The sequence below is a fragment of the Bacillus sp. LL01 genome (genome assembly GCF_001037965.1).
Genome location: NZ_LFEL01000003.1, coordinates 560,425 through 572,821 on the forward strand (window position 1 = coordinate 560,425; position 12,397 = coordinate 572,821).

Sequence of the window (12,397 nt, forward strand, 5' to 3'; positions counted from 1 at the left end):
AATAATGAATAATAAAGAGAAACTGAATGAACTGGATCTACTTAAAGAATTGGGAAACATAGGCGCAGGTAATGCTGCAACCGCGTTATCCCAGCTACTAAATAAAGAGATAAATATGAATGTTCCACTCGCAAGAATCGTTTCGTTTAACGAAATGATGGACCTTATGGGAGGGTCTGATAGGCCTGTTGCTGCTGTTTTCTTACGAATGGAAGGAGAGTTGTCGGGCAGTTTGTTTTTTGTTCTTTCAATTGATGATGCCACTAAACTGGTCAATCAACTGATACAAGGCACTGAGTTGAGCGAGAAAGACCTTCCTTTCCATGAACTTGGCCTTTCAGCTCTTCAAGAGGTTGGAAATATTATCTCAGCTCACTATTTGACTGCGTTATCAGAAAGTATCGGGTTAGCAGTAACACCTTCCGTCCCGCAGGTTACCATAGATATGGTGGGGGCCATAGTTGTAACGGGACTCTTAGAAATCTCCCAGGTCAGTGACCAATCCATTTTCATTGATACAGAATTGACTGAAACGACTGATAATCTAGTTGAGAAGACTAAAGGCCATTTTTTCCTCATTCCATATCCTGATTCGTTTGAGAAAATACTGGCAGCTCTGGGTGAAAAATAATGCTCGAATTAGAAACTGTCGTTAAAGTCGGTATTGCAGAAATGGGTATTGTGAAGGCACCGCGACTTATTCGCACTTCAGGTCTGGGGTCCTGTGTCGGGGTGGTAATTTATGATCTCTCTACAAAAATTGCGGGAATGGTCCATGTGATGCTGCCGGATTCAAGTCTGTCCCGACTGTCAGCCATAAATGTGGACAAATATGCAGATACGGGAATCGTGCACCTTGTGGACAACCTTCTTCTTAAGGGGATAAAGCCCTACAGCATGAAAGCCAAAATAGCAGGTGGAGCACAGATGTTTCAGTTCAGCAGCGCAAGCAGCGAAATGATGAGAATCGGCCCGAGAAATGTGGAAGCGGTGAAAGAAAAATTGTCAGCCTTGCATATTCCTCTGATTAGCGAAGATTGCGGGGGAAACAACGGGAGAACCATAGAGTTTAATCCGGAAAATGGAAAAATGATGATTAAAACAGTAAATAAAGGTATTCGTTACATCTAACTGCTTTCGGTCTTAGGATTATATAAGGAGGAAAGCCATGACTACTTCAACTTCAAAGAATGATTCCGTCTATTGGAATCTATGGAAAACAAAAAAAGATCCGGATGCCGGAGATTTTCTTGTAAGGAAATATATGCCTCTAGTTCAATACCATGTACAACGGATCTCTACCGGTCTTCCCAAAAGTGTAAAAAGGGAGGAATTGAAGAGCTTGGCATTTGTCGGGTTGTTTGATGCGATTGAAAAATTTGATCCTTCAAGAGATTTGAAGTTTGATACATACGCTTCTTTCAGAATCAGAGGATCGATCATAGATGGATTAAGAAAAGAAGATTGGCTCCCAAGAAGTGTAAGGGAGAAGGCTAAACGAATAGAGTCAACCTTGGAGAAACTTGAACAAAGCCTGATGAGGAATGCGACACTCGAGGAAGTGGCAGAGCACCTCGATATGCCTGAAGAAGATGTAGCAGCCATCCTGCACGAGGTGTTCTATTCCAATATCCTTTCCATGGATGAAATGCCCAAAGAGAACGATGAAGTTTCTCAAGGCGCCTTTGTTCTCAAGGACGAAAAGACGATATCTCCTGAGGAGGAACTGATCAAGTCCGAAGCGATTAATCAGCTTATCCATCAGATTGAAAATTTGACAGAGAATGAGCAAATTGTTATCAGTTTGTTCTATAAAGAAGAGTTGACACTAACAGAAATCGGACAGGTATTGGGACTTACCACATCCCGGATATCCCAAATTCATTCAAAAGCGATCTTCAAGTTAAGGAAACAATTGGAGCCCGCTTGGTAAACTGGAATCGTAGTCGGCTGTTGTATATTATAAACAGCCGGCAATTGTATAAAAGGGTCGTGAAAAAATGTTAATAATCTTTTCAATCGTGAATTTCGCATTAACACTCCTTGCGATTTTTTTTATTATTTTGCTTTTCATCAAATTTTCCAAAGTACAACAACTCGAGCAGGATTATCGCCGTCTGATTCAGGAAGCTGAGGACACAATCAGTAGCTATGTTATGGAATTAAAGGAAGAAAACAGTGCTTTTTTGAAAAGGTTGAATGAAAACACCCGCCAAAAAAATAGCGAAGTGATGGATAGATTTGATGAACGAGAAAGTGAGCTATCTGCGATTGATGTCAAGGAACTACTAGCACAAGAAAATGTCCAAGAAGCTGTTGAAGAACCAACCATCCAACAAAATGCATTTGAAGAGTGGAGCCTAAAAGATCAGGTGAAGTATTTGATTGATGAGGGGTTAACCTCTGAAGAAATCGCCAAAAAGCTCAATAAAGGTAAAACGGAAATAGAATTACTGTTGAAATTTCGACAATGAAATGGATTAAAAGCTTGATTGTGAAAAGTGATTGTGATATATTTATTTTCGGTGTTATAAATTCACACGTTTGCCGATCTGAGCATTGGTGCTGATTCGTCAGTTTTGCTTAGAGATGACGTAGACGGAGGAAAAAAACCATTAGGAGGAATATAACATGTCAGTAATTTCTATGAAACAATTATTAGAAGCTGGTGTACATTTCGGTCACCAAACTCGTCGCTGGAACCCAAAAATGAAGAAATATATCTTCACTGAGCGTAACGGCATCTACATCATCGACCTTCAAAAGACTGTTAAAAAGGTTGAAGAAGCTTACAACTTCGTGAAAGAACTTGCTGGTAACGGCGGAACAGTATTGTTCGTTGGTACTAAAAAGCAAGCTCAGGATTCTGTTAAAGAAGAAGCAGAACGTTCTGGAATGTATTATATTAACCAACGTTGGTTAGGTGGAACATTAACTAACTTTGAAACAATCCAAAAGCGTATCACTCGTCTTAAAGCAATCGAAAAGATGCAAGAAGACGGTACTTTCGAAGTGCTTCCTAAGAAAGAAGTTGTAATGTTGAAGAAAGAGCTTGATCGTCTTGAGAAATTCTTGGGCGGTATCAAGGACATGAAAGGTCTTCCTGATGCATTGTTCATCATCGATCCACGCAAAGAGCGTATCGCTGTTGCTGAAGCAAGAAAATTGAACATCCCTATCGTTGGTATCGTTGACACTAACTGTGATCCAGACGAAATTGATGTTGTAATTCCTGCAAACGACGATGCTATTCGCGCGGTTAAACTATTAACTGGTAAAATGGCAGACGCTATCTTAGAAGCTAAACAAGGCGAAGAGACAGCTACAACTACTGCATAATTTGATTTAAGAAAAAGCTCTTTTAAAGTATATTGTTGAAAACGAGTATCCTAGCTGGTGATTGGAGCACAGGGCGTAGACTCCTACGGGAGGCTCTGCAAGTGCTTCGTGGAAAGCGTAGCCCAGTGTGGAAATCACCAGCGGTGTTTAATAGAGCCTAAAGAAAAGGTGATAAGAGGGGAAAGCCTTTTATCACTTTTTTTTGGAAAATATGACGATCACAATGAAACAATTTACATATTCTAAGGAGGAATTTTACAATGGCTGTTACTGCTCAAATGGTAAAAGAATTACGCGAAAAAACTGGCGCTGGCATGATGGACTGCAAAAAAGCGTTAACTGAAACAAATGGTGACATGGAAAAAGCAATCGACTTCTTGCGTGAAAAAGGAATTGCAAAAGCTGCAAAGAAAACAGATCGTATTGCTGCTGAAGGTTTAACTGCAATCGTAACTAAAGGTAACGAAGCGGTTATTCTTGAAGTTAACTCCGAGACTGATTTCGTTGCGAAAAACGAAGGTTTCAAAACGCTTGTTAACGAGTTAGGTGAATTCCTTATCTCCAACAAGCCTGAGTCCGTTGAAGCAGCTCTTGAAGCTACAATGGACAACGGTGTTGCAGTTTCTGAACACATCAACTCTGCAATTGCTAAAATCGGTGAGAAATTGACTCTTCGTCGTTACACTATCGTGACAAAAACTGATGCAGATGCATTTGGTGCGTACTTGCATATGGGTGGACGTATCGGTGTATTAACACTTCTTGAAGGTACTACTGACGAAGCTACTGCGAAAGACGTTGCTATGCACATCGCTGCTATCAATCCTAAGTACATCACCCGTGACGAAGTTTCACAAGAAGAAGCTGATCGTGAGCGTAAAGTTCTTACTGAACAAGCATTAAACGAAGGTAAGCCAGAAAACATCGTAGCGAAAATGGTAGAAGGCCGCCTTGGTAAGTACTTCGAAGATATCTGCCTACTTGACCAAACTTTCGTTAAAAACCCTGATATGAAAGTACGTCAATTCGTTCAAAGCAAAGGTGCTACAGTTAAATCCTTTATCCGTTACGAAGTAGGAGAAGGAATCGAGAAGCGTCAAGACAACTTTGCTGAAGAAGTAATGAGCCAAGTTAAAAAATAAGAGGAAAAATGCTATATAAGAGGGGAACACATTTGTGTTCCTCTTTTTGAAAGGGTAGGTAAGGCTCCCAAGAGATCTCCCCTTTCAAAAAACTTTATCAAACAACAATCGATGAAGAAAATCTGAATCCTTTTATTAATGGAGGTTAATATGGCTCAAGCTAAATATAAACGAATCATACTTAAATTAAGCGGAGAAGCCCTTGCCGGTGAACAAGGCTTCGGCATTAATCCAACAGTTATTAAATCCGTCTCAAATCAAGTGAAAGAACTAACTGAACTTGGTGTGGAAGTGGCGGTAGTCGTAGGTGGAGGTAATATCTGGAGAGGGAAAGTCGGCAGTGAAATGGGTATGGATCGTGCATCAGCAGACTACATGGGGATGCTTGCAACTGTCATGAATTCCTTGGCACTACAAGACAGCCTGGAAAACTCCGGAGTTCAGACACGCGTACAAACATCAATCGAAATGCGCCAGGTTGCAGAACCCTACATAAGAAGAAAGGCGATCCGCCACTTGGAAAAGAAGCGCGTGGTCATCTTTGCAGCAGGAACAGGTAACCCTTATTTCTCTACTGACACAACTGCAGCATTACGTGCAGCTGAAATTGAAGCTGACGTCATTTTAATGGCGAAGAACAATGTAGATGGAGTGTACAGCGCAGACCCATCCATTGACGCAACAGCAACCAAGTATGATACATTATCTTATCTGGATGTTTTACGCGAAGGGCTGGCTGTTATGGATTCCACTGCGTCTTCCTTATGTATGGATAACGATATCCCGATTATCGTTTTCTCCATAATGGAAGAAGGAAATATCAAGCGTGTAGTATTAGGTGAAAATATCGGAACGATTGTGAGGGGGAAATAGTTATGGCAAGTCAAGTTATTGCTCAAACAAAAGACAGAATGGAAAAAGCTGTACAAGCATATTCCAGAGAATTGGCAACTATTCGTGCTGGTCGCGCAAGTGCGGCACTATTAGACAAAGTAACAGTTGATTATTACGGTGCTCCAACTCCGGTTAACCAATTGGCTTCCTTGAATGTGCCGGAAGCAAGACTTCTCGTGGTTCAACCTTATGATAAGTCTTCTTTAGGTGATATTGAAAAAGCAATCATTAAAGCGGACCTAGGTTTAAACCCATCCAATGATGGAACAGTTATCCGCATTTCCATTCCTGCGTTAACAGAAGAACGACGTAAGGATCTAGTGAAGCAGATCAAGAAAATTTCCGAAGAAGCAAAAGTGGGAATCCGCAATATTCGTCGTGATGGTAACGATGATCTGAAGAAATTGGAAAAGAACGGTGAGATCACCGAGGACGAGTTACGCGGCTATACGGATGACATCCAGAAGCAGACAGATGCGTATATCGCTAAGGTTGATTCCGTTACAAAAGAAAAAGAAAAAGAAATCATGGAAGTATAAGCGATTTACATGTAAAATAGAAAGATGGAAAGACCCTCTAATGTTTACAGGGGGTTTTTTTGTTAATACTGTTACTATAAATGGGTAGGGCCTGTCAGGTACATCTGTTTATTTTTAATGGAGGATTTTTATGCTGAAGAAAATACAAGAGTGGAGAGGCAAAGAAACCTCTAAATCGCTTAGCTTAAAAGAAGAAATCATGCAACACCCCATACCCGAGCATATCGCCGTCATTATGGACGGTAACGGGAGATGGGCAAAAAAACGTGCTCTACCAAGAGTGGCAGGACACCACGAAGGAATGAAAACTGTAAGAAAAATCACAAAAGCAGCCAATAGCCTAGGTGTGAAAGTACTGACCATGTATGCGTTCTCGACAGAAAACTGGAAGAGACCCAAATTGGAAGTGGACTTTCTCATGAAACTGCCAGAGGAATTTCTAGGGACATTTCTCCCTGAATTAATGGAAGAAAATGTTCAAGTCAGACTTATGGGAAATAAGTCAGATCTACCTGAGCACACTCTACGTGCGGTTGAAAATGCGATGGAGAAGACAAAGGATAATACTGGACTTATTCTCAACTTTGCTTTAAATTATGGTGGGCGTGATGAAATTCTGCGTGCGGTTAAGAATGTAGCTGCTGATATAAAAGATAGCACGCTTACATCCGAACAATTAACAGAAGAGATTTTCTCAGAATATCTTTTCAGCAATTTATTACCTGATCCAGATCTACTAATACGTACAAGCGGTGAAATAAGATTAAGCAACTTTATGTTATGGCAATTGGCATATGCAGAATTTTATTTTACAGATGTACTATGGCCTGACTTTAATGAAAACCACTTATATGAGGCTATTAATAGTTTTCAGATGCGCGGGCGAAGATTTGGTGGTATATAAGAAGGTGTTGGACATACAATGAAACAAAGAATTATAACAGCTGTTCTTGCAGCGGCAGTTTTTTTACCAATCGTAATCTATGGGAACATACCCTTTGTCATTTTTATCTATATCTTGGCATCTGTCGGTCTATTTGAAGCAATGAGAATGAAGCAGATGTCTTTGGCAAGTGTACCTGGTGTACTGTCATTGCTGCTTTTATGGATTCTCATGATCCCGTCTGAAATGGTTTCAACTGAAGCGATGATTTTGACCAAAATGGAGTTTCTGCTCCTTGTTGTACTGATGTTACTTTCTTACACTGTACTTTCAAAGAATAAATTCACGTTTGATGACGTTGGCTTTTTGCTGATATCAACGGTATATGTTGGGTTAGGATTCTATTATTTCATTGAGATCAGGGAACTTGCATTGGCGTATGTGTTTTTTGCCTTGTTCGTCATTTGGACAACGGACTCTGGTGCGTATTTTATAGGAAAATCAATGGGGAAAACAAAGCTATCGCCTGAAATCAGTCCGAATAAGACGGTAGAGGGTTCTATTGGCGGAGTAATATGTGCGGTTATTGTAGCAATCGCCTTTCAATTAATTGTCGGATTCGAGCATTCCATGCTTATAACTATACTTATAGCATGCCTATTATCCATTTTTGGACAAATTGGCGATTTGGTGGAATCGGCATTAAAAAGGCATTACAAAATCAAAGACTCTGGTTCCATTTTGCCAGGTCATGGTGGAATATTGGATCGCTTTGACAGCCTTCTTTTCGTATTACCGCTATTACATTTTATACATATCTTTCTTTTCTGACACATTTAATGGAAGAAGGTTTTGTTTGGAGAGGTGAGTGTTGGTGAGAAAAATTAGTTTGTTGGGAGCTTCTGGTTCGATAGGTGTACAAACTATAGAAGTAATCAGACAGCATAAGGATAAATTTCAGCTACTAGGCTTTAGTGTAGGTGGGAATGTTAGGATTGCGGAAGAGTTAATCAATGAATTTTCTCCTTTGCTAGTCTCCGTTCAATCTAAAGAGGACTGTGAAGCGTTGAAACTGCAATTCGCTTCTACAGAAACACGATTTGTTTATGGAGACGAAGGATTAATTGAAGTCTCAACCTTAAAAGAGGCGGATGTCCTGGTGAATGCCGTCATGGGAAGTGTAGGACTTGTTCCGACATTACATGCCATAGAAAGTAAAAAGGTAATTGCCCTCGCCAACAAGGAAACACTAGTTACAGCAGGCCATATCGTGATGGAGGCTGCTAAAAAGAACGATGTACCAATATTGCCGGTGGACAGTGAGCACTCAGCCATATATCAGTGCCTGCAAGGGGAAAAGGAAAAAAATATTGAATCCATCATACTTACAGCATCAGGCGGAAGTTTCCGTGATCGGACGAGACAACAATTAAAAGGTGTAACCAGGGAAGATGCTCTTAACCACCCAAACTGGTCAATGGGAGCTAAGATAACAATTGACTCTGCCACTATGATGAATAAGGGCTTGGAGGTAATAGAGGCCCACTGGCTGTTCGATATCCCTTATAATGATATCCAAGTGGTTCTTCATAGGGAAAGCGTCATCCACTCCATGGTAGAGTTTCATGATACGAGCGTTATTGCCCAGCTGGGAACGCCGGATATGAGGGTTCCCATCCAGTACGCACTGACGTATCCAGATCGGTTGCCCCATCCTACAGGGAAAAAGCTCAATTTTATGGAGATGGGAAAGCTGCACTTTGAAAAGATGGACTTTGATCGCTTTCGGTGCCTACAATATGCCTATGAGGCAGGTAAAGCCGGTGGTACAATGACGACCGTGCTAAATGCAGCAAATGAAGTTGCGGTAGATGCTTTCCTTAATGGTAGAATCGATTTTCTGACGATTGAAACATTTATTGAAAATGCAATGTCTAAACATACACTTCAGGTTAATCCAGACCTGGAAACCATTAAAGAAGTGGACTTGGAAACAAGGCAATATGTTCGTTCACTAATAGATTAGAGGTGGAAATCTAGTGAATACTGTTATCGCTTTTATAATCATTTTTGGAGTGCTCGTTTTTGTTCATGAACTTGGGCATCTTGTATTTGCTAAAAGAGCCGGCATACTTTGCAGAGAGTTTGCAATCGGGTTCGGTCCCAAAGTTTTTTCTTTCAAAAAGAATGAAACAGTTTACACAATAAGGCTCCTTCCGATAGGTGGCTTTGTTCGGATGGCTGGGGAAGACCCGGAAACCATTGAAATTAAACCAGGCTATCATATTGGTCTACTCTTTAACGCTAAAGGGGAAGTCAACAAGGTGGTTGTCAACAACAAAGACAAACATCCGGAAGCAAAAATCATCGAGGTCGAACACGCAGATCTTGAGAAGGACCTAGTTATCAGAGGTTATGAATTGAATGAAGAAGAAATATTGAAAGAGTACAAAGTAAGTGAAGAATCGTACTTTGTCATGGACGGGCAAGAAGTCCAGAACGCCCCATATAACAGGCAATTTGGTTCCAAAACACTGGGCCAGCGTACGATGGCGATTTTTGCTGGACCTATGATGAATTTCATATTAGCCTTCTTCATTTTTACTTTCCTAGGTATGGTACAAGGCTATCCGATCAATGAATCCGTAATTGGGGAACTGACGCCTGACGGAGCTGCACAAGCTGCCGGACTGCAACAAGGGGACAAAGTTGTGGAAATCAATGATACGGGAGTCTCAACCTGGGAAGAAGTGGTTAAAATAATTCAAGTCAATCCGGGTGAGGAACTTCAGTTTATGGTTGAAAGAGATGGCCAATCTGTAAACATTCCAATTACACCGAAATCAGAGACCATTGAAGGTGAAACCCGGGGAATTATCGGGGTCTACATGCCAATGGAGAAATCCTTCTGGGGCTCTTTCCCTAAAGCAGCTTCTGAAACCTATAATTGGTCCAAAGAGATTGTGGTAGGTTTAGGGAAGTTGATTACCGGACAGTTCTCGTTGGATATGTTATCCGGACCAGTGGGAATCTATAAATCGACTGAAGTCGTTGCGGAATCTGGTGTTTTCCTTCTGATGAGATGGGCAGCTGTCCTTAGCATCAACTTAGGAATCATCAATCTTCTGCCAATACCGGCATTAGACGGAGGAAGGCTTATGTTCTTCGCTGCAGAAGCGGTAAGAGGGAAGCCTGTCGACCGTCATAAGGAAGGACTTGTCCACTTTATCGGATTTGCGTTGCTTATGTTACTAATGCTTGTTGTAACATGGAATGACATTCAGAAATTCTTCCTGTAAAATAGAAACATAAGCACATGGACTTGCATCATGAAATGTGGTGCAAGTTTTCTTTCATTTTGGAATCTGTTATACACCGCTGTTGATTTCCGCACTGGGCTTCGCTTTCAGCGTGGCGCTTGGTGGAGCCTCCTCGGCAAGCCTGCGGGGTCTCCACTAAGCGCTACCTCCCGCCGGAGTCTTCGCCCTGTGCTCCAATCAACAGCTAAGATACCATCAATCATTTTGAAGGAATCTAGAGATTTTCCCCTGTTGACTGAAGTGCAAGGTGAGAGACTCCTGCGGGGAAGTAACGGTTGGTTGAGAACCCGCAACGGAGGGCACTGAAAAACTGAAAACGATTTGTTTTTAATGGTTTCTAGCTGTGGATTGGAGCAAATAGCGTAGACTCCTGCAGGGGAGTAGCGACAATCTTGAGACCCCGCAGGGCGCAGCCCGAGGAGGCTCAAGGTCGCCCCGCGGAAAGCGAACACCTGGAACGGAAGTCTACAGGGAGTTGAAAGTAATCCTAAAAAATACATAAATACTAAGAAATGGTTATGAGGTGTAGTAAATGAAACAAAGCAATATGCTAATACCAACACTAAGAGAAGTACCAGCAGACGCTGAAGTCAAAAGTCACCAGCTACTGCTTCGAGCAGGATATATCCGCCAAAACACGAGCGGTATTTACAGCTTTCTGCCACTTGGAAAAAAAGTGCTTAAAAAAGTGGAGGACATTGTAAGAGAAGAAATGGAGAATGCCGGTGCAGTGGAACTGCTGATGCCAGCCATGCAAGCCGCAGAACTTTGGCAGGAGTCAGGAAGATGGTATTCCTACGGTCCTGAATTAATGAGACTGAATGACCGTCACAACCGCGAGTTCGCGCTTGGGGCCACTCACGAGGAAGTAATAACTACACTTGTCAGAGATGAAGTGAAATCCTATAAAAAATTGCCTTTGTCTTTATATCAGATCCAAACTAAGTTCCGTGATGAAAAGCGTCCACGCTTCGGACTGCTAAGAGGACGCGAATTCCTCATGAAGGATGCCTATTCCTTCCACGCCAATGCGGAATCATTGGATGACACATATAATAAAATGTTTACAGCCTATTCTAATATTTTCACAAGGCTCGGATTGAATTTCCGTGCGGTCATTGCAGACTCTGGCGCAATGGGTGGAAAGGATACACATGAGTTCATGGTTCTTTCCGAAATCGGAGAAGATACGATTGCATACTCTACTGATTCCTCTTTTGCAGCTAATATTGAGATGGCTCCGGTAGTCGCGAACTATGAAAAGAAGTCGGAAGCAGTAAGGGAAAAAGAAAAGGTAGACACACCTAATCAAAAAACAATCGAAGAAGTGGCAAGCTTCTTGCAAATGGAAAAATCAGACCTGATCAAGTCCATTGTCTTTAAAGTAGATGAAAAATTTGTACTGGTGTTGGCACGAGGTGACCATGAAATAAATGATGTGAAGGTGAAAAACCTATACCAGGCATCTGTTGTTGAAACGGCCACAGCTGAAGAAGTCCAAAAAGTAATGGGTTGCTCTGTCGGTTCCTTAGGACCTATTGGTGTACCAGAATCTGTGGAGATTGTTGCAGATTCAGCACTAGAATATATGATCAATGCCGTAACAGGTGCAAATGAGGAAGGTGTTCATTATACAAACGTAAATCCTTCCAGAGACTTTGAAGTCGCTCAGTATGCTGACCTTCGTTTTATAGAGGAAGGAGACCTTTCTCCTGATGGACAAGGTATCATCAAGTTTGCAAAAGGTATCGAAGTGGGTCATATTTTCAAACTTGGTACTCGCTACAGTGAAGCGATGGGAGCAAACTTCCTTGATGAGAATGGAAGAAACCAACCGATGATCATGGGTTGTTATGGTATTGGTGTTTCCCGTGTACTCGCCGCTATAGTGGAGCAGTACCATGATGAAAATGGGATCGTCTGGCCTCAGGCAGTAACACCTTATGATGTTCATGTTATTCCTGTAAATATAAAAAATGAAGCACAAGCTTCGTTGGCAGAAGAAATTTATGCTGAGCTGAAAAATGCCGGTTTGGCTGTCCTGATGGATGACCGACAAGAACGTCCAGGTGTTAAATTCACAGATGCCGACTTGATTGGGCTGCCGGTTCGAGTAACAGTCGGTAAAAGAGCCGATGAAAAAGTAGTAGAAGTCAAGTGGAGAAAAACAGGGGACATGGAAGAGCTAACTGTGGAACAATTAGTACAAAAGCTACGTTGAAATGTAGTACAATAGAATTGAATACTAAACGAAGGTACCCCCATAATGGCGGTACCTTC

At 41.6% G+C, this 12,397-nt stretch carries 13 protein-coding genes; all 13 read left to right on the top strand.

The window, feature by feature from the left end; translation table 11 throughout:
* The first annotated feature begins 4 nt into the window (after positions 1 to 4).
* The 13 genes from AB685_RS12330 to AB685_RS12390 all read left to right on the top strand — a co-directional run bounded on the left by AB685_RS12330 (position 5) and on the right by AB685_RS12390 (position 12,338).
* Positions 5 to 631, top strand: a complete 627-nt coding sequence (locus AB685_RS12330) for a chemotaxis protein CheC (RefSeq protein ID WP_047970891.1) — start codon at positions 5 to 7, stop codon at positions 629 to 631.
* A complete protein-coding gene (locus tag AB685_RS12335) occupies positions 631 to 1,131 on the top strand; it encodes a chemotaxis protein CheD (protein ID WP_047970892.1) in 501 nt (166 codons plus the stop codon). Before AB685_RS12330 ends, AB685_RS12335 begins: the two co-directional genes overlap by 1 nt.
* 37 nt (positions 1,132 to 1,168) lie before the next feature.
* The gene (locus AB685_RS12340) at positions 1,169 to 1,933 is read left to right on the top strand and encodes a FliA/WhiG family RNA polymerase sigma factor (protein ID WP_047970893.1); all 765 of its coding nucleotides are present in this window, start codon (positions 1,169 to 1,171) and stop codon (positions 1,931 to 1,933) included.
* A 67-nt stretch (positions 1,934 to 2,000) separates the two neighbouring features.
* Positions 2,001 to 2,474 carry a hypothetical protein gene (locus tag AB685_RS12345; RefSeq protein WP_047970894.1) on the top strand — a complete coding sequence of 158 codons (474 nt, stop codon included), beginning with the start codon at positions 2,001 to 2,003 and terminating at the stop codon, positions 2,472 to 2,474.
* 157 nt (positions 2,475 to 2,631) lie between these two features.
* Positions 2,632 to 3,339 (top strand): 30S ribosomal protein S2, encoded by a 708-nt coding sequence (gene rpsB / locus AB685_RS12350; protein ID WP_047970895.1) that lies wholly within the window; start codon positions 2,632 to 2,634, stop codon positions 3,337 to 3,339.
* A 260-nt stretch (positions 3,340 to 3,599) separates the two neighbouring features.
* Positions 3,600 to 4,481, top strand: coding sequence for a translation elongation factor Ts (gene tsf / locus AB685_RS12355; protein ID WP_047970896.1), 882 nt, complete (start codon positions 3,600 to 3,602; stop codon positions 4,479 to 4,481).
* 150 nt (positions 4,482 to 4,631) lie between these two features.
* Positions 4,632 to 5,354 carry a UMP kinase gene (gene pyrH / locus AB685_RS12360; protein WP_047970897.1) on the top strand — a complete coding sequence of 241 codons (723 nt, stop codon included), beginning with the start codon at positions 4,632 to 4,634 and terminating at the stop codon, positions 5,352 to 5,354.
* Between the two features lie 2 nt (positions 5,355 to 5,356).
* Entirely contained in the window at positions 5,357 to 5,914 is a 558-nt protein-coding gene (frr, locus tag AB685_RS12365) for a ribosome recycling factor (protein WP_047970898.1), read from the top strand.
* 130 nt (positions 5,915 to 6,044) lie between these two features.
* Positions 6,045 to 6,818 (top strand): isoprenyl transferase, encoded by a 774-nt coding sequence (locus AB685_RS12370; protein WP_047970899.1) that lies wholly within the window; start codon positions 6,045 to 6,047, stop codon positions 6,816 to 6,818.
* A gap of 18 nt (positions 6,819 to 6,836) precedes the next feature.
* Positions 6,837 to 7,628 (top strand): phosphatidate cytidylyltransferase, encoded by a 792-nt coding sequence (locus AB685_RS12375; protein WP_047970900.1) that lies wholly within the window; start codon positions 6,837 to 6,839, stop codon positions 7,626 to 7,628.
* A gap of 43 nt (positions 7,629 to 7,671) precedes the next feature.
* The gene (gene dxr / locus AB685_RS12380) at positions 7,672 to 8,823 is read left to right on the top strand and encodes a 1-deoxy-D-xylulose-5-phosphate reductoisomerase (protein WP_047970972.1); all 1,152 of its coding nucleotides are present in this window, start codon (positions 7,672 to 7,674) and stop codon (positions 8,821 to 8,823) included.
* 13 nt (positions 8,824 to 8,836) lie between these two features.
* The gene (gene rseP / locus AB685_RS12385; RefSeq protein WP_047970901.1) at positions 8,837 to 10,096 is read left to right on the top strand and encodes an RIP metalloprotease RseP; all 1,260 of its coding nucleotides are present in this window, start codon (positions 8,837 to 8,839) and stop codon (positions 10,094 to 10,096) included.
* Between the two features lie 553 nt (positions 10,097 to 10,649).
* Positions 10,650 to 12,338, top strand: coding sequence for a proline--tRNA ligase (locus tag AB685_RS12390; protein ID WP_047970902.1), 1,689 nt, complete (start codon positions 10,650 to 10,652; stop codon positions 12,336 to 12,338).
* Positions 12,339 to 12,397: the final 59 nt, after the last annotated feature.

What these genes read in the sequence shown, in the direction of transcription:
- frr (WP_047970898.1), top strand. Translation starts at nt 5,357, where the DNA reads ATGGCAAGTCAAGTTATTGCTCAAACAAAAGACAGAATGGAAAAAGCT.
- rpsB (WP_047970895.1), top strand. Translation starts at nt 2,632, where the DNA reads ATGTCAGTAATTTCTATGAAACAATTATTAGAAGCTGGTGTACATTTC.
- AB685_RS12330 (WP_047970891.1), top strand. Translation starts at nt 5, where the DNA reads ATGAATAATAAAGAGAAACTGAATGAACTGGATCTACTTAAAGAATTG.
- AB685_RS12340 (WP_047970893.1), top strand. Translation starts at nt 1,169, where the DNA reads ATGACTACTTCAACTTCAAAGAATGATTCCGTCTATTGGAATCTATGG.
- AB685_RS12390 (WP_047970902.1), top strand. Translation starts at nt 10,650, where the DNA reads ATGAAACAAAGCAATATGCTAATACCAACACTAAGAGAAGTACCAGCA.
- AB685_RS12370 (WP_047970899.1), top strand. Translation starts at nt 6,045, where the DNA reads ATGCTGAAGAAAATACAAGAGTGGAGAGGCAAAGAAACCTCTAAATCG.
- AB685_RS12335 (WP_047970892.1), top strand. Translation starts at nt 631, where the DNA reads ATGCTCGAATTAGAAACTGTCGTTAAAGTCGGTATTGCAGAAATGGGT.
- tsf (WP_047970896.1), top strand. Translation starts at nt 3,600, where the DNA reads ATGGCTGTTACTGCTCAAATGGTAAAAGAATTACGCGAAAAAACTGGC.
- AB685_RS12345 (WP_047970894.1), top strand. Translation starts at nt 2,001, where the DNA reads ATGTTAATAATCTTTTCAATCGTGAATTTCGCATTAACACTCCTTGCG.
- pyrH (WP_047970897.1), top strand. Translation starts at nt 4,632, where the DNA reads ATGGCTCAAGCTAAATATAAACGAATCATACTTAAATTAAGCGGAGAA.
- AB685_RS12375 (WP_047970900.1), top strand. Translation starts at nt 6,837, where the DNA reads ATGAAACAAAGAATTATAACAGCTGTTCTTGCAGCGGCAGTTTTTTTA.